Here is a 21,536-nt window from a genome sequence, read left to right as displayed (position 1 = left end):
GGCGTACGGCCCGGTGCTCAGCCCCCGTACCCCGGCACCTCGCGCACCTCGCGCATCCCCGGCCCGGTGTAGCGCGCGGACGGCCGGACGAGGCGGCCGGTGCGCTTCTGCTCCAGGATGTGCGCCGACCAGCCCGCCGTACGGGCACAGGTGAACATCGACGTGAACATGGGCGCCGGCACCTCCGCGAAGTCCAGCATGATCGCCGCCCAGAACTCCACATTGGTGGCCAGCACCCGGTCCGGGCGGCGGTGGTGCAACTCCTCCAGGGCCGCCCGCTCCAGCGCCTCGGCCACCTCGAACCGGGGCGCCCCCAGCTCCTTCGCGGTCCGCCGCAGCACCCGCGCCCGCGGGTCCTCCGCGCGGTAGACCCGGTGGCCGAAGCCCATCAGCCGCTCGCCCCGGTCGAGCGCCCGCCGGACGAAACCGACCGCGTCCCCGGTCCGTTCGATCTCCTCGATCATGCCGAGGACCCGCGACGGCGCCCCGCCGTGCAGCGGCCCGGACATCGCGCCCACCGCACCCGACAGGGCCGCCGCCACGTCCGCGCCGGTGGAGGCGATCACCCGGGCGGTGAAGGTGGAGGCGTTCATGCCGTGCTCGGCGGCCGAGGTCCAGTAGGCGTCGACGGCCCGCACATGGCGGGGGTCCGGCTCCCCACGCCAGCGGATCATGAACCGTTCGACCACCGACGACGCCTTGTCGATCTCCCGCTGGGGCACCATCGGCAGCCCCTGTCCGCGCGCGCTCTGCGCCACGTACGAGAGCGCCATCACCGCCGCGCGCGCCAGATCCTCCCGGGCCTGCTCCGCGTCGATGTCGAGGAGCGGTTTCAGGCCCCACACCGGCGCGAGCATCGCCAGCGCCGACTGGACGTCGACCCGGATGTCGCCGGAGTGCACGGGGATGGGGAACGGTTCGGCGGCCGGCAGCCCCGGTTCGAAGGCGCCGTCGACCAGCAGCCCCCACACCTGCCCGAAGGGGACCCGGCCGACCAGGTCCTCGATGTCGACGCCCCGGTAGCGGAGCGCCCCGCCCTCCTTGTCGGGTTCGGCGATCTCCGTCTCAAACGCGACGACTCCTTCGAGCCCGGGTACGAAGTCGGACATGGGCGGCTCCTCGTGGTGTGTCACAGCGGATGAATGCGCTGGGCGCGGGGGTGGTGCGTCCCGTTTGCCGTTTGCCGTTAAGCCGTTTTCCGTTTTCTGTGGTGCGTGCGTCCTGGCTCCGGCGGGTGACGGCCGGGAGCCAGGATTCTGCCGGTTTCCCCGGCGGTTCACCCGCTGCCGCGAGCAGTGAGAACCGGCACACCCCGCCTACCCACTCCGGGAGGATTGACCACAGACGGCGGCGGGCAGACTCGCCCCCTGCGGCAGGATGGGCGGTGTGACCGACGCCGCCGCTCAGAAGCCCGTCCAGACCCCCGCACAGGACTCCGGCCGGGGCCCCGTGCCCGACCCGGCCGTGATGCGGGAGCAGTACCGCTCCACACCCCTGTGGGAGACGGATCTGGCCCCCACGCCCATGGACCAGTTCGCCCGCTGGTTCCACGACGCGATCGCGGCCGGTCTCGCCGAGCCCAACGCCATGGTGGCCGCCACCGCCACCCCCGACGGCCGCCCGTCCACCCGCATGGTCCTGCTGAAGCAGTACGACGCCCGGGGCTTTGTCTTCTTCACCAACTACGGCTCCCGCAAGGGCCGGGAGATCACCGCGAACCCGTGGGTCTCGCTGCTCTTCCCCTGGCACCCGATCGCCCGTCAGATCACGGTCACGGGCCGGGCCGTGCGGGTCGGCCGGGACGAGACGGCGGCGTACTTCCGCAGCCGCCCGCACGGCTCCCGGCTCGGCGCCTGGGCGAGCGAGCAGTCGTCGGTGCTCCCCTCCCGTGCGGAGCTGCTGCGCCGGTACGAGGAGCTGGCGGCCCGCTATCCGCAGGGCGAGCAGATCCCGGCGCCCGCCGAGTGGGGCGGCTACCGGGTGGCGCCGGAGACGGTGGAGTTCTGGCAGGGCCACGAGAACCGGCTGCACGACCGGCTGCGGTACGTGGCGGAGGGCGGCGGCTGGCGGGTGGAGCGGCTCGCGCCCTGAGCGCGGGGGCCGGGACCGCCCCGGAACAAGCGCGGGGGCCGGGGACCGCCCCGGAACAGCGGAACGACCCGTGGGCCTGATCCCTCCGCCGTACGTTACGGAGAGAGCCGGTCGGATGGCCGGCGGGCCCACGGGTCGGGTGACTGCTGGAAAACGCGGCGGGAGGCCCGCCGACTGCACAGAGTGCGACGACGGGCCGTCAGCCCGCAGCCACCTCACGCATCCGAGAAGAAACCACTTCCGGATCACCTCCTTTCGTCGTGTGCCGCATACGTTAGGAGGGCGCGGACGGCGGCTCAAGCGAATTATTTGAGCCGTTCTCCCACCGGCCCCCGGACAAGGACTGGTCAAAAACCGGTGTGTCGTGCGTCACGCTCCAGTTGAATAGGCTCTGACGTGCATGAACGCACGCGATCACGTCCTGGGGGCCGGGCATGAGTGGGTCGAACGGTGAGCCGGCGCTGGCGGCGCCCGAGGACGCGGAGCTGCTGGCCGCGCTCCTCGACGGCATGGACGCGGCCCTGTGCGCCGTCGACACCGACGGAGTCGTCACCCACTGGAACCGGGAGGCCGAGCGGATCCTCGGCTGGAGCGCCCGGGAGGCCGTCGGCCGGCGCGGGCTCGGCGGCTGGGCGGCCCGGCCCGCCGACGCGGCGGAGACGGAGCGGCGGCTGCTCGCGGCCCTGGCGTCACCGGGCCGCACGGTGGACGAGTTCGCGCTGCTGCGCAAGGACGGCGGCCGGGTCCTGGTACGGGCCCAGTCCGCGCGGGTGCCGGGCGCGGACGGCGAACCGGCCGGGGTCTACTGCGCGTTCACCGAGGTGCACGCCCGGATGGACCTGGAGCGGTCGATCGCGCTGAGCGAGGCGCTGTTCGACGACGCCCCCTGGGGCGTGGTCCTCGTCGATGTCGATCTGCGGCCCACCGTCGTCAACACCTACGCGGCCCGCGCCCTCGGCTTCGGCCGGACCCCGCCGCTGGGCCGCCCGCTGGGCGAACTGCTCGTCCAGGGCGTGGACGAGCTGGAGGGCGCGCTGCACCACGTGCTCGCGGAGGGCGCGCCGCGCGGGATCACCGAGATCTGGGTGGCGCTGCCGGGGCCGGGCGGGGAGCCGGTGCGGCGCTGCTGGCGCTGCGGCTTCCTGCGGCTGGCGTCGCCGCTGGCGAAGCAGCCGGTGCCGCTGGGCGTGGGCTGGCTCTTCAACGACGTCACCGAGGTCCGGGAGCTGGAACAGGAGGCGGACCGGCAGCGGTTCCGCGCCCGCCAGCTGCACCGGGCGGTCCGCGCGGCGGCCGAGTACGAGGATCCGATGGAGGCGGCGACGGCGTACGCGGACTTCGCGCTGGCGGGCTTCGCCGACCAGGTCCTGATCGACGTGGTGGCGGCCCGGCCCGGGGGCGCGCGGGGGGACGGGCCGCGGCTGGTTCGGACGGCGCAGACCCCGGTGGGCGCGCCGGGGCCGTGCGTGCGGGTGACGGGCGGCGGTGACATCCCCGTCCGCTATCCGCGGGGCCACCCCGCGCTCCAGGCCGCCGAGCGGGTCTCCTCGGTCCGTGCGAGCGCCCCCGAGCCGGTGGCCGCCGGGCCGTGGCCGGGCGACCGCCAGTGGCCCCCGGACATGGCCCACGCGCTCTGTGTCCCGCTCCGGCTGTGGGGGAGGACCCTGGGCGTCCTCACCTTTCTGCGGGCCCACCCCCGGCCCGCCTTCGAACGGGCCGACATGATCCACGCGGAGAGCATGGCGGCCCTGCTGGCGCCCGCGCTGGACCGGGCCGTCGAGGCGGGACGGGCGCACCGGGAGGGGTGAGGGCCGCCCGCCCGGCGCGGGAGGGGTGGGAGGCGCCCACCCGGCGCGCGCGGGCCGGCGGCGGCAGAGGATCGCGCGTGGGCCGGCGGCGGTAGAAGATCGCGCGCGGGTCAGCGGCGGTAGAAGATCCGGTCGGCGTACTCCCGCATGACCCGGCCGTTCCACTCGTGGCCGCCGTCCACGTTCCCGGAGCGCAGCAGCGGCGGCTCGATGCCCCGTTCCACCATCCGCTCGGCGGCGGCGGCGAGGGTGGCCTGCATCAGCGCGCTGGTCACCACGGTGGAGGCGGGCGCGAAGGGGGCCTCGATGCCCTCGTGGGTCAGCTCCGCGTCCCCGACGGCGATCTTGGAGTCGAGGACGATGTCGCAGTGGTCCTTGAGGAAGGTGCCGGAGGGGTTCCGGGCGGTGGTGCCCTCCGTGTACGCCACCGAGGTCACGCCGATGACGGTGATGCCGAGGGCCCGCGCGTTCATCGCCATCTCGACGGGGAGGGCGTTCCGCCCCGAGAGCGAGATGATCACCAGGAGATCGCCGCGCCGCAGCGGGCCGGTGTCGAGGACCGCCGAGGCCAGGCCGTCCACCCGCTCCAGGGCGGAGCCGAGGGTCGCGGGCATCACGTCCACGCCGACCACACCGGGCACGGCGAGCAGATTCATCAGGGCGAGCCCGCCGGCCCGGTAGACGACGTCCTGGGCGGGGAGCGAGGAGTGCCCGGCGCCGAAGGCGAAGAGCCGGCCGCCGGAGGCCACCGTGTCCGCGATCGCCTCCCCGGCGGCCGCGATACTCCCGGCCTCCTCGTCCCGTACGCGGCGCAGCAGCCCGATCGCGGCGTCGAAGAACTGACCGGCCAGCTTGCTCTCGCTCATCATTGAGCCCTTTCCGGGAGGTGCGGGGACACGTACCGGGGCGCTTGTGTCCCGGTACGGGTGGTGACGCGGTGGAGCGTGGTGAAGCGTGGTGGAGCACGGAAGGTGCCGTGTGATCCTGTGGCGTCGCTCACGGTGCGGTCTGGACCATTGCCCTGTCAATACACCTCGGAGACCTGCTCACCCCGGCGCGGGACGGTTGTCGGCGCGATGCGTAAGAATTGAGTCCGGGGCCGCAGCGGCACGATTTCATCGAGGGGCACGTATGTCCGGACTGATCGACACCACGGAGATGTATCTCCGCACCATCCTCGAACTCGAAGAGGAAGGTGTAGTTCCTATGCGCGCCCGCATCGCCGAGCGGCTCGACCAGAGCGGGCCCACGGTCAGTCAGACCGTGGCCCGGATGGAGCGCGACGGCCTGGTACAGGTCGCGGGGGACCGCCATCTGGAGCTGACCGAGGAGGGCCGGCGGCTGGCGACGCGGGTGATGCGCAAGCACCGCCTCGCCGAATGTCTCCTCGTCGACGTGATCGGCCTGGAGTGGGAGCAGGTCCACGCCGAGGCGTGCCGCTGGGAGCACGTGATGAGCGAGGCGGTCGAGCGGCGCGTGCTGGAGCTGCTGCGCCACCCCACCGAGTCGCCGTACGGCAATCCCATCCCGGGCCTGGAGGAGCTGGGCGAGAAGGCCGAGGCCGATCCGTTCCTGGACGAGAGCATGGTCTCGCTGGCGGATCTGGACCCGGGCGCCGACGGCAAGACCGTCGTGGTCCGCCGGATCGGCGAGCCCATCCAGACCGATGCCCAGCTGATGTACACCCTGCGGCGGGCGGGCGTGCAGCCCGGTTCGGTCGTCAGCGTGACGGAGTCGGCCGGCGGGGTCCTGGTCGGCAGCAGCGGTGAGGCGGCGGAGCTGGGGGCCGATGTGGCCTCGCACGTCTTCGTCGCGAAGCGCTGAACCAGTCGTAGACGGACTCCCGGGCCGCTCCGGGACCGCCCGGGGCCTCCCGGGATGTCCCGGGTGCGCGGGATGAGCGGGAGAAGAGCGGGATGTCGGGGGCGGGCCGGATACGGCCCGCCCCCGACGTTTTTCCCGGGCCCTCTCCGGTCCCCCGCCTCTTGCCTGGCCCTCCATGGTTCTTTCCCGGGGTGATTTCCGGCCGACGGTTTCCCGCCGATGATTTCCACCCCGGGATTTCCGGCCGGAAGTGAGGCGTCCACGGGGGCGGCCGTGCGAGTCTGTTCCCGAGGCATATGACCCACGGCCGGGGAGGGATCAGGGTGATGCGCCCGCCGTACGCCCCGCGCACCCGACAGCGCGCCGCTCAGCGCGTCCGGTGGAGCCCCGGGCAGGGTCGCGGCCGGTGCGGACGGCACGGCCGACGGCGCGACAGCCGCGCCCGTCCCGTCCCCGGTGCGAGCGGGAACGCTCCCGGCACACGAGCGAAAGCGCCCCGGCGTCCGAGGACGCCGGGGCCTGTCCTCCCCTGTGCTGACCCGGAGCCCCGAGCTCTCAGGGTCATTCCCCACGGACCGTCTTCCCCGAGCGGCCCGCCTCCCGCTGAAGGTCTCCCCCCACCGGCGGCGGTCATTCCTGTCCGGTGGTCACTCGAACGAGGGGTGTTATGAGCCAGAACGATGTTTTTGCTGCTCCACGTGGTATCGAATAGTTGTTCGATACGCTGCGGGGGTGACGGGGAAATGACGGGGTGCGTGGAATGACGGGGCCGACGGGGACGGGGAGAGGTGCCAGGCGCATGCTGCGGCACGTCGAGGTGACCGGGACGGGCGGCGTGCCACTCGCCGCCTGGGAGTTCACCGGTCCGCCGGGGGACGGGGCCCGGGAGGCCCGGGACGTACCGGCGCAGGACGCCGGGACCCCGGGCCCGGAGCGGCCGGATCGGGCAGAGCGGCCGGATCGGGCGGAGGAGCTGGATCGGGCGGAGGAGCTGGATCGGGGGGATCGGGCGGAGGGACCGGAGGGACCGGAGGGGCCGGAGGGGCCGGAGCCACCCGGCGGGCCGGCCCCCGGTGTCCTGCTGCTGCACGGGCTGATGGGCCGCGCCTCCCACTGGGCCGGCACCGCCCGCTGGCTCGCCTCGGACCACCGGGTCGCCGCTCTGGACCAGCGCGGCCACGGCGCCAGCGGCAAACCGGCCGACGGCCCCTTCACCCGGGACGCCTTCGTCGCCGACGCCGCCGCCGCGATCGAGACCCTGGGCCTCGGCCCGGCGGTCGTCGTCGGCCACTCCATGGGCGCCCTGACCGCCTGGCAGCTCGCCGCCGCCCGGCCCGACCTGGTGCGGGCGGTGGTCCTGTGCGAGATGCGGGCGTCGGCCCTGGGCGCGGCCTCGCAGCGGGAGTGGGAGGAATGGTTCCGCTCCTGGCCGCTGCCCTTCGCGAGCCTCGCCGACGCCCGCCGCTGGTTCGCCTCAGAGGACCCGGTCCTGGAGCGCCCGAGCCCCGCCCGGGGCGCGTTCTTCGCCGAGGTGATGGCCGAGCGGGAGGACGGCTGGCGGCCGGTCTTCTCCCGCCGGCAGATGCTCATGGCCCGCTCCGCGTGGGCCCACGACGCCCACTGGGAGGAGCTGGCGCAGGTCCGCTGCCCCGCCCTGGTGGTCCGGGGCCTCGACGGCGAGCTGGGCCGGGCCGAGGCCACCGAGATGGTCAGGGTGCTCCCCCTCGGGCAGTACGCCGAGGTGGACGGCGCCGGCCACCGGGTCCACCACGACCAGCCGGAGGGCTGGCGCGCGGTGGTCGAGCCGTTCCTCGCGGCGCTGGCTCCGGGCCGGGGCCCCGGCCCGGAGCCGCGCTCACGGCCGCTGCTGGAGACGGGGTGGGCGGGGCGGGCTCAGAAGGAGTAGAGCACCCCGCCGCCCAGCGTCGCCCGCATCTCGCAGCCGTTGTTGTACGTGGCCGACCAGTCGGTCATCCGGCCGCGCCAGACGCCCTGGGCGGTGACGGTGACCGGGTCGTACTCCCGCGTACAGCTCACCGCCGGGAGCACCGACGGCAGCGCGGCGAAGTCGCCGTCCACCGCGCGCAGCTCCCGGCAGGCGGCGCGGGGCGAGGGGTGCGTGCCGGTGGCGCGCGGTTCGCAGCCGAGGGTGACGGCGCGCTGGACGGCGGCGGTCATCGGCTCGGTGCCCTTGCCGATGGTGAGCACCAGCGCGGAGGGCGGGGCGAACCGCAGTGCGCCGGTGGCGGACGCCGGGGCGGTGACCCCGGCGCTGGACCCGGACGCGAGCGGAAGCGCGGTCGGTGCCGGAGCGGCATGGGCCGTGCCCGCCGCCGCTCCGCTCAGCACCAGGGCGGCGGCGGTGACGGCGATCGTGCTGCGTACGGAACGCATGGCGAGAACTCCTTCGGTCTACGGGTGGTTGCGCCGAGGAGTTTTACGTAAGCGCACGGTGAGCGCATCTTGATCGCCGCTTTCCGGCCGCACGAGTGGACGGAGGGCTGACCGAATGATCGTTCGGGCTGCTGGGGGCGTGCGCGGGGCGCCCGTGGTGGGGTGTCCGGCATCTGGACACGCCGTCCTGGTCCAGTCCAAGTCTCGGGCCTGAGCTGCGGCGATGCCCCGCCGGTACGTTTCTTCAGCCAGCCCGCATCGACGCGAAACGATCGCTTGCAGGGGGCATCCGGTGCACACTGCATACGATCCGCGACCCGGTGGCCGTCGTGCGCGGACACGCGACGGCCACCGGACACCGGCACACCGGCGCACCGGCCGGAGAACGCCGTCAGCCCTTGCTGACCGCCGCGAGGATCTCCGGCAGCCGCCGGACCGTCAGCGGCGCCGCCGCCCGTATCCCGGCCCAGCCGACGAGCACCCCGTACGCCGCCCCCGCCGGCAGCACCAGCCACAGCCGGTCGTGGCCGCCGGAGAGGTGCAGCCAGACCGTGGCGCCGATCAGCGGCGCGCACACCGCCCCCGCGACCAGCATGCCGCCGAGCAGCGACAGCCAGGCCAGCGCCCCCTGCCCCGGCGCCACGTTCTTGTGGGCCTCCTCCTGCGGAATGGAGTACGGATAGCGGGCCGACGCCAGCGCGCCCGTCGCGAACAGCGCCCCGAGCCCCGCGAACGAGAGCCCCAGCGCCGGGGCCAGCTCCCCGAAGTCGCCCAGCACCAGCGCCACCACGAACACCACGAACACCGTGTACGGGAGGGTGACCAGCAGCAGCGCCAGCGCCCGCCCCCCGAGTTCGATCCGGGCGTCCCGGCTGGTGGAGATCGTCTGCGCGACCATCCAGAAGGCGGATCCGTCCTGGCCGAACTGGTTGTACATCATGATGCCCAGCATCCCGGCCGCGAAGATCGTCGCGTAGAGCGTGTCCGAGCCCTGGAGCACGCCGACGAGCGGCAGCAGCAGACCCACCGCCAGCGACGACACCCACGCCGTCTTGGTCTTGGGGTGGCGCCACACGTACCGCAGCGTCCGCAGCGCCACCGTCCCCGTACGCCCCTCGGGCAGCAGCCGGGCCAGCCCCGAACCGCTCTCCTTCCGCTCGGCGGCGGACTCGGCGGCGCCGAGCGTGGAGCCGTCCGGGGACGTCATCAGCCGGCTCAGGCTCCGCTCCCACCACCACAGCAGGGCGACGAGCGCCGCCGCCGTCAGCGCCAGCTGGAGCACGGCGGTGCCGGCCGCACCCCGGCTCGCGGAGTCGATCGCGCCGGCCGCCGACCCGGGCGGCAGCCACCGCACGACGTCCGCCACCGGCTCCAGCGGCGCGGCGCTCCCCTGCTCGCTGATCCGCGCCACGCCGTAGTTGACCACCTGGGCGCCGACGGCGATCAGCAGACCGCCCAGGACGGCGATGTCACGGCCCCGGCGCGAGGTGAGCAGCCGGGTGTTGGCCGCGACCACCGCCCGCGCCAGCGCCACGCACACCAGCAGCGCCAGCGGTACGGCGATCAGCGCGACCACCGTGGCGAACGCGCCGTGCGCCAGCGCGATGCCGGAGCCCACCGCCAGCGTGAGCGTGAAGAGCGGCCCGATGCCCACGAGCGACGCCGTCAGCAGCGCCGTGACCAGCGGCCGGGGCCGCAGCGGCAGCATCACCAGCCGGGTCGCGTCGAGGGTGTCGTCACCGGCGTGGAAGAACAGCGGCAGCACGGCCCAGCCGAGCGCCAGCACCCCCAGGAGCACGACCACCAGGGTCGGGGCGTCCTCGTGGCCGCGCAGCATGATCAGGCCCAGCAGCTGTGCGACGGCGACGAGCAGCACCAGGACCAGGGAGGTCACGAAGACGGCGGTCCGGGCGGACGACTGGCGCAGCCCGTTGCGCAGCAGCGACAGTTTCAGCCGGACGAACGCGGCGGTCAGCGCCGCCGTGCCCAGGGGCTGCGGGAGCGTGTCCGTGCCCGCCGGGGTGACGGCGCTTCCCGCGGTCGGCACGCTCACCGCTCACCGCCGTCGGTCCCGGTGTCGCCTGTGGCGCCGTTGCCGCCGCCGAGCCACTCCAGGGACGGGCCGTGGATGTCCCGCCCGTTCGCCCCCACCAGCTCCAGGAACGCCTCCTGGAGCGAGGCCGCGTCCCCGCATACCTCCGCGAGGGTCCCCTGCGCCCGGACCCGGCCCGCCGCCATCACGGCGACCCAGTCGCACAGCGACTCCACCAGCTCCATCACATGGCTGGAGAAGACGACGGTGGCGCCCGAGGCGGTGTACCGCTCCAGCACGCCCCGGATGGTCTGCGCCGACACCGGGTCGACCCCCTCGAAGGGCTCGTCCAGGAAGAGCACCTCGGGGTTGTGCAGCAGCGCCGCCGCCAGGCCGATCTTCTTCCGCATGCCGGTCGAGTAGTCCACCACCAGCTTGTGCTGCGCCCCGGCGAGGTCGAGCACGTCGAGCAGCTGGGTGGCCCGCTTGTCGACCTCCGCGCCCGGCATCCCCCGCAGCCGGCCGGTGTACGCGAGCAGCTCGCGCCCGGAGAGGCGCTCGAAGAGCCGCAGCCCCTCGGGCAGCACCCCGATCCGGGACTTGACCGCGACCGGGTCGCGCCAGACGTCGTGCCCGGCTATCTCCACCCGGCCCTGGTCCGGGCGGAGCAGCCCGGTGATCATGGAGAGGGTCGTCGTCTTCCCCGCGCCGTTGGGCCCGACCAGCCCGATGAACCGGCCCGCGGGAAGGGTGAGGTCGATCCCGGACACGGCGATCTGGCCGCCGAACCGTTTCCACAGCCCCTCCACGCGAACCGCGGGCGGCAGCGTCCGCCCCGCCGCTCCGCCCGTGTCCTGTTCCACGGCCCCCGTGGCCCGGTCGTGCGACATGGCGCCCCTTTCGATGTCCCTTGTGTCCCACCTGCCCGGGTTGCGGGCACAGCGGTACGGTCCACCTTATGTAGGCACCGATTAAGTACTCCGAAGATATCCGGAATGCCCTGGAACGCCCCGGATCGGATCGGAGCTGTCGGGGATCATCGGCATCGCCGGGATCATCGGAACCACGGGAGTCAGACGCCCCGGGTGCGGGCCTCCGCCGCGTCCCGGCCACAGGCGTACGCCAGCGGATTGATCAGCTCCTCCGCGTCCGGCAGCCACCGGTTGGTGTCCGTGGGCCGCCGCACCCACTGCACCGCACCCCGGCCGCCGACCCGGGTCGGCGGGGCCGCGACATAGTGCCCCTCCCCCCGCGTGACCAGGTCCAGCGCGCTCGGTGACCAGCCGAGCCCCCGGATCAGGTCGGGCACCTTCGCCGTCGCCCCGGGGAGGACGAAGAAGAGCATCCGGCGGTCGGGCGTGCAGCTCACCGGGCCGAGCGGCAGCTCCATCCGCTCCAGCCGGGCCAGCGCCAGGAAGCCCGCCGACTCCGGCAGGTCGAGCACGTCGAACGTCCGGCCCGTCGGCATCAGGATCGACGCCTTCGGGTGCTTGCCCCACATCCTGCGGGCGGCGGTGGCGCTCCCCGTCGCCTGGCTCGCCCAGTCCGGCCCGTCCGCGTGCGCGCCCGGCAGCTCGCAGCCGGCGTCCCCGCAGGAGCAGTGCTCCTTGCCGTCGCCCGCCTCCAGCCAGGTCCCCGGGAACACGTCCCAGTGCCGTTCCTCCGTGTACTGCACCGCGTGGTCCAGCAGTTGTCCGCCCCGCTGCCGTGGAATCCGCGCGGCCTCCGTGGCTCCGTTGGTCTTCTCGACTCCGATGGTCTCTTCCACGTCCCTCTCAACTCTCGCCGTCACCTTGGGTTACGGGCACCCTACGGCTTGCCCGCGCTCATGATCCCGCATATGGGGCGCATCGATGCACGGACGGGGGCGCGCGCGGAGACGGGCCACGGCGGCGGGTAGCTACGTGTACAAGAGGGGCGAGATGTCGCCCGTGCCGGGGAGGGGTCACGCCGCCGCGCATCCGGATCGCGAGGAGCCGCCGCCGGTCGTCCGGGGGCGTACCCCCGGTCCGCCGAAGGACGCCGGCGGTGGTGACCCCTGGAGGGGCGGGCGCGTCCGACAGGTAGCGCCTTTGGAAAAACCAGACCAAGTCCGTCAATTCTGCATTCTCCGCTTATCAGCCGGGAAGTGATCCCTGCGTGGATCACCACGGCTCAGGGGGTTTTCATGGCAGCCAGGCCTCTCGTCGCCCGACAACCGAACGAACGGTTGCAGGCGCTCATCCAGGAAGCCGGGTGTTCCAACGCCGGGCTCGCCCGTCGCGTCAACATGGTCGGCGCGGAACGCGGGTTGGACCTGCGGTACGACAAGACATCCGTCGCCCGCTGGCTGCGCGGACAGCAGCCGCGCGGCCGGGCGCCCGGCATCATCGCCGAGGCTCTCGGCCGCAAACTCGGCCGTACGGTCACGATCGACGAGATCGGCATGGCCAACGGCAAGAACCTCGCATCCGGCGTCGGCCTCCAGTTCTCCCCGACCGTCCTCGGGGCGATCGAGCAGGTCTGCGAGTTGTGGCGGAGCGACGTCGGCCGCCGCGACTTCCTCTCCGGCGCCTCGGTCGCCGCGTCCGCGCTCGTCGAACCCAGCCGTGACTGGCTGATCACCGGCGCGGACACCCAGGTCGCACGGACGGCGGGGGCCCGGGTCGGCGCCTCCGACGTCGAGGCGGTCCGGGCGATGACCCGCGCCCTCACCGACCTCGACCACCGCTTCGGCAGCGGACACGTCCGCCCGGTCGTCGTCCACTACCTCAACTCCGTCGTCTCCGGGCTGCTCTCCGGCTCGTACCGGGAGTCCGTCGGCCGCGAACTGTTCGCGGCGGTCGCCCGCCTCACCGAGCTGGCGGGGTACATGGCCGTCGACACCGGACAGCCGGGGCTCGCCCAGCGCTACTACATCCAGGCGCTGCGGCTCGCCCAGGCGGCGGGCGACCGCGCGTACGGCGGCTATGTGCTCGCGGCCTCCATGAGCCATCTCGCGGCCCAGCTCGGCAACCCCCGCGAGATCGCCCAACTGGCGCGCGCCGCCCAGGAAGGGGCGCGGGGGCATGTCACGCCCCGCGCCGAGGCGATGTTCTACGCGGCCGAGGCGCGCGGGCACGCCCTCCTCGGGGACGCCCGCACCTGCCAGACCGTGGCGGGCCGGGCGAGTGCCGCACTGGAGCGGGCCGAGCCCGCCACCGGCGACGACCCCGACTGGATCGCCCACTTCGACCGCGCCTACCTCGCGGACGAACTCGCCCACTGCTACCGCGATCTGGGGCAGGGCGAGGCGGCGGCCCGGCAGGCGACCGACGCCCTGGAGGGGCATCCCGAATCCCGGGCCCGGCGGCGGGCGATCGGGCTGGTCCTCCTCGCGTCCGCGCAGGTGCAGCAGCGGGAGGTGGAACAGGCGTGCCACACCGGCACGCGCGCCGTCGAGCTGCTCGGGCGGCTCCGCTCCACCCGGGGAGCGGAGTATCTGGAGGATCTCCAGCAGCGGCTGGAGCCGTACGCGGACGAGCCGGCGGTCCGTGAATTCGGCGCGCGGGTGGAGCTCCAGGCCGCGTGACCACTGTCACAGGGCCCGTCCCAGCTGGGACTTGAGGCGGGCCGAGGGGCCCGGCCCCGCCGTGCCGGTACGGCGGGAGCCGGGGCACCGGGTAGCGTGACCCGACGGTTCCGTAGGTTCTGTCTGATGGAGGAGTCCCGGTGACGCACAGCGGACAGGGTGACGACCGCCGCCCCGCCGCCCGCCCCGCCCACGAGGGTGTGGTCCTCCCCTCGGACGGCTCCGCACCCTGGGTCCCGCCGGGCGCCCGCCCGCCGGGACAGGACCCGGACGCCCTCCCCGCCGCCGGACAGCAGCCGGGACAGCGGCCGGGACAGCTTCCGCCGGGGGACGCCGAAGCGGCGGACGACTGGTGGGACCGGCCGGCCGGGGCGCACTCTGCCGGGCAGCCGTACCCGCCCGGACCGGGCGCCCCGGGCACACTGCCGCCCGCGGGGCCCGTACCCGGGTACGGCGGCGGCTCCGGAGACGTGCACGGCGGCTTCGCAGACGGATACGGAGACGTGCACGGCGGCTTCGGCGGGCCCGGGCGGGGCGACGCCCCCGGGGTGCGCTCCCAGCCGCTGCCGCCCGCGCAGCCGACGCACACCCCCGGCCCGTTCGGGACCGGCCGGCACCGGACGGATCCGTACGGGGCCGGCCCGCGGGCCGCGGGCCCGTACGCCCCCGGTCCCCCGTCCGGCGGCCGGCATGCCGCAGGCCGCCACGCCGCCGACCCGCACACGGCGAGTCCGCACATGCCGAGTCCGTACGCCGCCGATCCGCACGGGGCCGATCCGTACGGGGGCGCCGCCGCGCAGAATCCATACGCCTCCGGCCCGGGTCCCCTGGGCGCGGCCGACGCCACCCAGGTCATCCCGCCGGTGCCGGCCGCCGGTTCCGGTTCCGGTTTCGGTTCCGGGGATGCCACGCAGGTGATCCCGCCCGTCGGCGCGGGACCCCTGCCGCCGCAGATGCCCGCCGGAGCCGCCGACGCCACCCAGGTGATCCCGCCGGTGGGCGCGGGGCCGCTGCCGCCCGAGAGCCCCGCCGGAGCCCCCGGAGGCCACCACCAGGACGCGGCCACCCGGGTCATGCCGCCGATTCCCGCAGGACCCGCAGCACCCGCCGGGCCGTCCGGACCCCGGCGGACACCGCCCCCGCCGACCGGTGCCCCCTACGGCATCCGCCCCGGCGCCCCCGCCGACACCCCGCAGCCCGGCGCCGCGTCCCCGGACGACCGCCGGACACCCGCCGAGTTCGACAACCTCTTCCGTACCGCCGGGCAGGGCCCCCGGCCGGGCGGCCCGCAGCCGCCCGCCCCGGCGCCGGTCCCCGCCCCCGCCCCCGGTGGGCGCGGCTCCCGGCGGCGGGCCCAGCCGCCCAAGCGCCGCAGGACCGGCAGAACGGTCGGGGTTCCCGTGATCGCGGCCGTCGTCGTCGGCTGCGCGGTGCTCGGCCTCGGCGTCAGCGCCCTGCTCTTCTCCGGCGACGAGGACGGCGGCAAGGACCCGGCCCGCGACGACCGGCCCGCCGCCTCCCCGGCCGCGCCCGGCCAGGGCACCGCCCCGGGGGCCGCGCCCTCCGCGCCCCCGGCCGAGGACCTCGTACAGACCCAGGCACGGGCCCTCGACGGGCTCCTCGCCGACAGCAACGACAGCCGCGCCGCCGTGATCCGCTCGGTGGAGAACATCAAGCGGTGCACGGAGCTGTCCGTGGCCGCCACCGATCTGCGCGCCGCCGCCGAACAGCGCCGCTCCCTGGTCACCCGGCTGAACGGGCTGAGCCTGGACCGGCTGCCCGAGCACGAGGACCTGACGGAGGCGCTGACCGAGGCGTGGGAGGCGTCCGCCGAGGCCGACGACCACTACGCGGCCTGGGCCGAACAGGTCGCCGGCCGCAAGGGCTGCAAGAAGGGCAAGGCCCGCACCACGGGCCGGACCGCCCGGGGCAACAGCGCCAGCGGCGAGGCGACCGAGGCCAAACAGGAGGCGGCTCAGCTGTGGAAGCCGACGGCAAGCCGGTACGGACTCCCGCCGCGCACGGCGGACCAGCTCTAGGTACCCGGCCGGCCCTGCCCGTATCCCCGTCCCTGTCCCTGTCCCCGTCTTGGTCTTGGTCCTGGTCCTGCTTCTTGGTCTTGCGTTTTCGCCGGCCCTAACTCTTCACGGACTCGGTCAGCGGCTCGCTCACGTCCACGAACCCTTCCCGCTGCGCCACCAGCCGCCCCTTGCGCACCTCCTGGAACGTCACCCGCAGATTGACGATCCGGGGGAAGTCCGGCGCCCCGAACATGTCGTCGAACTCCCAGCGCAGCTCGGGCGTGAGCCCTCCGGTGTCCACCCGCAGCCCTTCGTCCAGGGCCCGGGTGATGTCCCCGGCCCGGACGGTGTCGGAGTCCAGCGACTCGACCACCGACCGCAGCACGGTGTAGGCGATCCAGGTCGTCTGCACCCCCGCGTCGGCCGGGTCGATCCGGTTGTCCCCGAAGGCGTACGCGTCGATCACCTGCCGCATCCCGCTCCACCGGCCGTCACCGGCGTCCGGGTACCAGCCGGTGATGTACGCGCCTTCGAACGGCCCGTTCCGGCCGCCGGTGCGGTCGATGAGGGACTGGCCGACGCTGCCGATGACGGAGGAGACCCGGACCCGCCCGCCGTCGTCGGGCAGCCGCCGGAAGGAGTCGAAGAACGTCTCGGTGCGGTCGCCGAGCGCGGCGGTGACACAGCCGGGCCGGGCGCCCTCCCCACCGGTGTCCGTGGATGCGCCGGTGTCCGTGGATGCGCCGGTCGCGGTCCGCCGGGCCTGAGCCGCCGCCTCCGTGTACTCGGTGGCGTCGTCGGGCGCGAGCACGTCGGTGGTCTCGTTGCCGGCCTCGGCGAGACCGGCGTTGAGCAGCGGCGCGAGCTGGTCCCCGGCGAGCGAGTCGGGCCGTACCAGAGCGACCTTCGCACAGACGTCCGCGAGCTGGAGACCGTGTCCGGCGAGCAGGGTGGCCTGACCGCCGTTGACCGGGTACGAGAGAAAACTGCCGAACTCCGCCTTCGAGAGGCCGAACCCGCCGATGAAGGGGATCCCGGCGACCTCCAGCGGGGACATGAAGGCGTCGCCGTGCTGGCTGTAGGAGCCGACGACGGCGTCGACCTTCTCCCGTACCGCGCGGCGGGCGCAGGCGACGGCGCCCCGGGAGGTGTTCTCCTCGTTGCAGGTGATGACGCGCAGCTCATGGCCGTCGATCCCGCCCGCGTCGTTCACCCAGCGGGCGTAGGCGTGGGCCATGGCGGGCATGCCCGGCATATTGGTGGCCTGGGTGTGCTCCGGGGCGAAGGTCATCACCGTCACCGGCTCCCGGGAGCCGCCGGATCCGATGCCCGGCAGCCCGCCGCAGCCGGAGATCAGCAGGGCCCCGGCCGTCACGGCGACCACCGGCACACCCAGGGCCGCGCGGAGCCGGGAGCCCCGGTGCGCCGCTGGTCTCCGGCTGCGGCGGGAAGAAGAGGAACTTCGCCTACCAGTCATGGGCCCTCACATTTCCGCCGTCCGGGTAACGCGGGAGTGTGGGCTCTTCAACGCGGAGTGTCGGGGAGGTGAATTGCGGGGGCCCGTCCGGACGGATCCGGGCGGAACGTACGATCGGGGGCGTGCAGCAACAGCAAGGACCGGGTTCCTCTTCCCGTCGCGGCCGTCGCTCCTCCACCATGGGCGGTATGCCGCTCAATGACATGCCCTGGTGGCGCTGGCGCGCCCACGTGCGGTCGGCGCTGCACATGCTCTCGGACCCCGTCTTCCATCAGGAGACCTGGCTGGCGGGGGTGGACGGGTACGGCGATGTGACCGACGCCGTCTACCGCCTGGTCGAGGACACCTGGCTGGACAACTGGTCGGCCGAGAAGTACGTCGGCACGATCTTCCGCGACTCCACCGAGGCCACGCTGGTCGATGTGGCCGTGCTGCGGGTGCTGCGGATCCTGCACCAGGTGGGGGCGGACGCCCCGGTCTCCGCGTTCATGGCCCACCACGGCTGGCCGGAGGCGGTCCGGGCGTGCCGGGACGCCCACGCGCGGCTCGCGGCCAACGACGGCGACGACCCCGACACCCCGCCGCGCTCGCTCGATGTGCTGCGGATCATGACCCGTACCGGTTGACGGACGCCGGGCATCCCGTTCCGCTGGGCGGACGCGGCCCGCGTCCGTGCCACCGGTGTGGCACCCTACGAGGATGACCGACCAGTACGTCCTGACTCTCTCGTGCCCGGACAAGCAGGGCATCGTGCACGCCGTGTCGAGCTGTCTCTTCATCACCGGCTGCAACATCGAGGACAGCCAGCAGTTCGGAGACCGGGACACGGGTCTGTTCTTCATGCGCGTCCACTTCTCGGCGGAGCGGCCGGTGACCCTGGAGAAGCTGCGGGCCGGCTTCGCCGCCGTCGGCGACTCGTTCCAGATGGACTGGCAGATCCACGCGGCCGACGAGCCGATGCGGATCGTGCTCATGGTCAGCCGGTTCGGCCACTGCCTCAACGACCTGCTGTTCCGCTCCCGGACCGGCGCGCTGCCGGTGGAGATCGCGGCCGTGGTCTCCAACCACCGCGACTTCGCCGAGCTGGTCGGCTCGTACGGCGTCCCGTTCCACCACATCCCCGTCACCCGGGAGAACAAGGCGGAGGCGGAGGCGCGGCTGCTGGACCTGGTCCGCGAGGAGAATGTGGAGCTGGTCGTCCTCGCCCGCTATATGCAGGTGCTGTCGGACGGCCTCTGCAAGGAGCTGAGCGGCCGGATCATCAACATCCACCACTCCTTCCTGCCGAGCTTCAAGGGCGCGAAGCCGTACCACCAGGCGCACGCCCGGGGCGTGAAGCTGATCGGCGCGACCGCGCACTATGTGACGGCCGACCTGGACGAGGGCCCGATCATCGAGCAGGAGGTCGAGCGGGTGGGCCACGGGCTGACGCCGGAGCAGCTGGTGGCGGTGGGCCGGGACGTGGAGTGCCAGGCGCTGGCGCGGGCCGTGAAGTGGCACGCGGAGCACCGGATCCTGCTCAACGGCCGGCGTACGGTCGTCTTCGACTGAGACCAGCGCCCGCCGGTCGCGCTCGGTCCCCGGCCGTCCGCCCGCCGGCCCGCCCCACTCTCCGTTTCATCCCACTGTCCGTCCGTCCGGCCGTCCGGTTATATCCGGCTGAGGGAGGCGGCGGCGAAGAGGACGTCCCGTACCGCCTCGCGGTCCCCGTCCTGTCCGACGGCGGCCTCGTCCGGCGGTACGTGCCCGGCGACGAGCTGGCAGAACTCGATCCGGTCCAGCGCGACCTGCGCCACGGTGTGGGCGGGGGAGCCCAGCGCGGCCGGGGAGTCGAGCGGGATGTACCAGTTGCCGCCGCCCGCGCCCTCGATCTCCAGATGGAGCGAGCGGCCCGGTGACCCTGCCGTCACCAGCTGCCTGGCCGGGCCCGCGAGCCCCGCGCGGCGGCGTCCGGCGAGGGCGGCGGGCAGCAGCCGCATCGCGAGATCGATCATGCGGTGCAGATGGGAGCCCCGGGGCGGCTCGTAGGGATAGTCCACGGCGTCGGCGATGTCGTCGGCGTGTATCCAGCACTCGAAGGCGCGGTCCAGCAGGGAATCGCGCAGCGGCAGCGAGAAGTCGCCGTACGAGACGGACAGCTCGGCCACCCCGCGGCTCGCGAACGACACCGTACGGATCAGGGTGTGGCTCTGGCTCCGCCAGGGGCCGTGGACCTCGCTGGCGACGGGGTGGCCCTCGGCCCGCCAGAACTTCTCGGTCCGTTCCACGGGCGCCGACGGGGCGTCCCGGCCCAGCGGGTCGTCGAGCCCGAGGGCCCCGGCGACCAGCCCGTCCATGGTCATCAGATGGCCGATGGCACCGGCCACGGTGGTGGTGCGGGAGACATGCTCCTCGGCCTCGAACCAGCGCAGCCGGACCGGGCGGTTCCACTCCGCCTCGCCTATGTCGCGGAGCAGGGCGTCCAGCCGCGCGGTCTCCGCGTCGTACGGGGTGGCCCACTCCGGCACCGGGATCCGGGCGGGCCGGCGGCCCAGGCAGTTCTCCAGCACCCGGAACCGCAGCAGCGGATCGAGGTCCAGATCCCGTTCGGTGTGGAGCAGGGCGACGGCGTCCCGCAGCCGCAACGCCTCGTCGGCGCAGGGCGCGCACTCGCCGAGGTGGGCCTCGACGGCGGCGCTCTCCTCGGGCGAGCAGGCGGACAGCGCCCACGCGCCGAGGAAGGATTTGAGGACGCCGTGGTCGTCGGTGTCGCCGTCCGACGGGCTGCCGGAACTGTCGGTGGGTGGTGCGGACATATCGGCCTTCGGCGAAGTGGTCTGCGGCCCGGTCGTGCCGTACGGCGGGTCGGGGGCCGGTGACGGGGGCGGATCGAGATCGTCGGCGGCGGTGCGGGGAGCCGGTATCCGCGTCCGGCCGCCCCGGTCCTCCCGCTCGTCCCGCCCCTCCCACTCCTCTCCCTCGCGCCCGCCGCCTGGGCCCGGATGCCCGGGGGTGCCGCTCACCACGGCCGGCCGTACCCGGGTGGCGAGGACCGCTCCAGCGGGCGGGCGTGCGCCGTGGAGAGCAGCTGGAGCCCGAGCCGCAGCCGGCGCCGGGCCTCGTCCTCGCTGACCCCGAGGTCGCGGGCGGTCTCCCGGTAGTCGCGGCGCTGGTGGTACGCCAGCTCCAGCGCGGCCCGCAGCGGCGCGGGCATCGAGGTGACGATGTAGTCGGCACGGGCGGCGACGGTCGCCCGGCGCACCTTCAGCTCCAGCTCCTCCGGGGAGCCGCTGCCGTCCGCGACCGACGCGGCCTCGCTCTGCCGCAGCCGGTGGACGGCCTGGCTGTTGGTGAGCTTGGCGACCCAGGAACGCATCGAGCCCTGCTTGGGGTCGTACGCGTCGGGGTTCTCCCAGATGTAGCCGAACACCTCACGGGTGACCTGGTCGGCGGCGTCCTCGTCGTCGAGCACGCGCAGCGCCAGCATGTGCACGAGCGAGGCGAACCTGTCGTACAGCTCACCGAGTGCGGCGGCCTCGCCGCGCGCCAGTCGCTGCTGCATCCTCCGGTCCCAGCGTGGCGCTGCGTCCCGTGCCATCCGGCCCCCAAGCCCTGCGGTGTGTCGTCGTGCCTGTGTGTCCTGTGTGTCGTCCGGTGCCTGTGCGCGCTCCCGTACCCGTTCCCGTGCCCGTCGCCGTGTGTCCTCTCCGCTGTGAATGTAATGCGCACCCCGGTCTCCGCACGCCCCTTTGCGTCAAGTGCGCCCCCCGGGTGGGGCCGGGATGGTAAAGGGGCCCCGTGCGCCTCAGGGAGTCCGCGCCGGGCATGGGGTTGGATGCCTGGGTGCGGACGGCGGTTCGCCGACGACGAGGAGGCCCGGTGTGACGCTCACGGTGGAGGAGGACCGCAGCGGCCCGTGGACCGTGCTGCGCGTCCGGGGGGAGTGGGACCCGGCCTCCTGCCCGGAGGTACGCCGCCGGGTGCACGCGGCGGTGGCGGCGGGCCGCCGCGACGTGGTGCTGGACCTGACGGAGGTCGCCTCCTGCGAGGCCGGCGGGGTGGGGGTGCTGATCGCCGCCCGCCGGCTGCTGAACTCCTGCGGCGGCCGCCTCCGGCTGGTCCTCCCGGCGACCGGTCCGGCGACCGCCCCGGCGGGCGCCACCCAGGTCCGCCGGGTCCTGGAGTCGCTGGGTGTCCGCCGTCTCTTCGAGGTGTACGGGGACCTCACGGCGGCGACCGGCGCCGCCCCGGCCGTCTGACGGCCTGACGGCGCTTTCCACCGTCCTCTCCACCGCCTTCTCCTCCGTCCCCTGCGCATCCCCTTCCACAGAGAGTGATCTATCGGACGATTCTCCTTTAT

At 74.0% G+C, this 21,536-nt stretch carries 18 protein-coding genes; 9 read left to right on the top strand and 9 right to left on the bottom strand.

Going from position 1 to position 21,536, the window contains the following annotated elements:
• Positions 1–17 precede the first annotated feature (17 nt).
• Positions 18–1,109 carry a citrate synthase 2 gene (locus tag SYYSPA8_RS23685; protein WP_323449303.1) on the bottom strand — a complete coding sequence of 364 codons (1,092 nt, stop codon included), beginning with the start codon at positions 1,107–1,109 and terminating at the stop codon, positions 18–20.
• 268 nt (positions 1,110–1,377) lie between these two features.
• On the opposite strand from SYYSPA8_RS23685, the gene pdxH reads away from it, so the two are divergent.
• Entirely contained in the window at positions 1,378–2,091 is a 714-nt protein-coding gene (pdxH, locus tag SYYSPA8_RS23680; protein WP_407706068.1) for a pyridoxamine 5'-phosphate oxidase, read from the top strand.
• Between the two features lie 434 nt (positions 2,092–2,525).
• Positions 2,526–3,899 carry a PAS domain-containing protein gene (locus SYYSPA8_RS23675; protein ID WP_323449302.1) on the top strand — a complete coding sequence of 458 codons (1,374 nt, stop codon included), beginning with the start codon at positions 2,526–2,528 and terminating at the stop codon, positions 3,897–3,899.
• Between the two features lie 110 nt (positions 3,900–4,009).
• Here SYYSPA8_RS23675 and SYYSPA8_RS23670 read toward each other — a convergent pair whose 3' ends face one another.
• Complete coding sequence (locus tag SYYSPA8_RS23670; RefSeq protein WP_323449301.1) at positions 4,010–4,765, bottom strand: SIS domain-containing protein; 756 nt, start codon at positions 4,763–4,765, stop codon at positions 4,010–4,012.
• A 265-nt stretch (positions 4,766–5,030) separates the two neighbouring features.
• Here SYYSPA8_RS23670 and SYYSPA8_RS23665 point away from each other — a divergent pair, with 265 nt between their 5' ends.
• Positions 5,031–5,723, top strand: coding sequence for a metal-dependent transcriptional regulator (locus tag SYYSPA8_RS23665; protein WP_323449300.1), 693 nt, complete (start codon positions 5,031–5,033; stop codon positions 5,721–5,723).
• 799 nt (positions 5,724–6,522) lie between these two features.
• Entirely contained in the window at positions 6,523–7,629 is a 1,107-nt protein-coding gene (locus SYYSPA8_RS23660) for an alpha/beta fold hydrolase (protein ID WP_323449299.1), read from the top strand.
• Here SYYSPA8_RS23660 and SYYSPA8_RS23655 read toward each other — a convergent pair.
• The 4 genes from SYYSPA8_RS23655 to SYYSPA8_RS23640 all read right to left on the bottom strand — a co-directional run bounded on the left by SYYSPA8_RS23655 (position 7,617) and on the right by SYYSPA8_RS23640 (position 11,917).
• Positions 7,617–8,117, bottom strand: a complete 501-nt coding sequence (locus tag SYYSPA8_RS23655; RefSeq protein ID WP_323449298.1) for a subtilase-type protease inhibitor — start codon at positions 8,115–8,117, stop codon at positions 7,617–7,619. The two genes, SYYSPA8_RS23660 and SYYSPA8_RS23655, sit on opposite strands and share 13 nt — an antisense overlap.
• A 391-nt stretch (positions 8,118–8,508) precedes the next feature.
• The gene (locus SYYSPA8_RS23650) at positions 8,509–10,170 is read right to left on the bottom strand and encodes a transporter (RefSeq protein WP_407706067.1); all 1,662 of its coding nucleotides are present in this window, start codon (positions 10,168–10,170) and stop codon (positions 8,509–8,511) included.
• On the bottom strand, positions 10,167–11,039 hold the full coding sequence (locus SYYSPA8_RS23645; protein ID WP_323449297.1) for an ABC transporter ATP-binding protein: 873 nt from the start codon (positions 11,037–11,039) through the stop codon (positions 10,167–10,169). The genes SYYSPA8_RS23650 and SYYSPA8_RS23645 overlap by 4 nt, the downstream gene beginning before the upstream one ends.
• 182 nt (positions 11,040–11,221) lie before the next feature.
• Entirely contained in the window at positions 11,222–11,917 is a 696-nt protein-coding gene (locus SYYSPA8_RS23640) for a bifunctional DNA primase/polymerase (RefSeq protein ID WP_323449296.1), read from the bottom strand.
• Positions 11,918–12,316: 399 nt separating this feature from the next.
• Between SYYSPA8_RS23640 and SYYSPA8_RS23635 the strand changes: the two genes are divergently transcribed.
• The gene (locus SYYSPA8_RS23635) at positions 12,317–13,699 is read left to right on the top strand and encodes a tetratricopeptide repeat protein (protein ID WP_323449295.1); all 1,383 of its coding nucleotides are present in this window, start codon (positions 12,317–12,319) and stop codon (positions 13,697–13,699) included.
• Positions 13,700–13,839: 140 nt separating this feature from the next.
• Positions 13,840–15,738: a hypothetical protein gene (locus tag SYYSPA8_RS23630; protein ID WP_323449294.1), complete on the top strand. Its 1,899-nt coding sequence runs from the start codon at positions 13,840–13,842 to the stop codon at positions 15,736–15,738.
• 97 nt (positions 15,739–15,835) lie between these two features.
• Here the strand turns inward: SYYSPA8_RS23630 and SYYSPA8_RS23625 are convergent, their stop codons facing one another.
• Positions 15,836–17,197: an ABC transporter substrate-binding protein gene (locus SYYSPA8_RS23625; protein WP_323449293.1), complete on the bottom strand. Its 1,362-nt coding sequence runs from the start codon at positions 17,195–17,197 to the stop codon at positions 15,836–15,838.
• A gap of 179 nt (positions 17,198–17,376) precedes the next feature.
• Between SYYSPA8_RS23625 and SYYSPA8_RS23620 the strand changes: the two genes are divergently transcribed.
• Together SYYSPA8_RS23620 and purU are read left to right on the top strand one after the other, a co-directional pair.
• Positions 17,377–17,823, top strand: coding sequence for an SCO4402 family protein (locus SYYSPA8_RS23620; RefSeq protein WP_323449419.1), 447 nt, complete (start codon positions 17,377–17,379; stop codon positions 17,821–17,823).
• A gap of 73 nt (positions 17,824–17,896) precedes the next feature.
• Positions 17,897–18,748 (top strand): formyltetrahydrofolate deformylase, encoded by an 852-nt coding sequence (gene purU, locus SYYSPA8_RS23615; RefSeq protein ID WP_323449292.1) that lies wholly within the window; start codon positions 17,897–17,899, stop codon positions 18,746–18,748.
• 98 nt (positions 18,749–18,846) lie between these two features.
• On the opposite strand, the gene SYYSPA8_RS23610 is transcribed toward purU, so the two are convergent.
• Positions 18,847–20,199, bottom strand: a complete 1,353-nt coding sequence (locus SYYSPA8_RS23610; protein ID WP_407706066.1) for a zf-HC2 domain-containing protein — start codon at positions 20,197–20,199, stop codon at positions 18,847–18,849.
• Positions 20,196–20,774 (bottom strand): sigma-70 family RNA polymerase sigma factor, encoded by a 579-nt coding sequence (locus SYYSPA8_RS23605; protein WP_323449291.1) that lies wholly within the window; start codon positions 20,772–20,774, stop codon positions 20,196–20,198. Before SYYSPA8_RS23605 ends, SYYSPA8_RS23610 begins: the two co-directional genes overlap by 4 nt.
• Before the next feature lie 283 nt (positions 20,775–21,057).
• Between SYYSPA8_RS23605 and SYYSPA8_RS23600 the strand changes: the two genes are divergently transcribed.
• On the top strand, positions 21,058–21,435 hold the full coding sequence (locus SYYSPA8_RS23600) for an STAS domain-containing protein (RefSeq protein WP_323449290.1): 378 nt from the start codon (positions 21,058–21,060) through the stop codon (positions 21,433–21,435).
• Positions 21,436–21,536 lie beyond the last annotated feature (101 nt).

Origin of the sequence: Streptomyces yaizuensis, assembly GCF_034961445.1 — a bacterium.
In the GTDB taxonomy this organism is placed as follows: domain Bacteria; phylum Actinomycetota; class Actinomycetes; order Streptomycetales; family Streptomycetaceae; genus Streptomyces; species Streptomyces yaizuensis.
The sequence above is the reverse complement of the archived record's forward strand: the minus strand, read 5'-3'. Positions and strand labels throughout refer to the sequence as shown.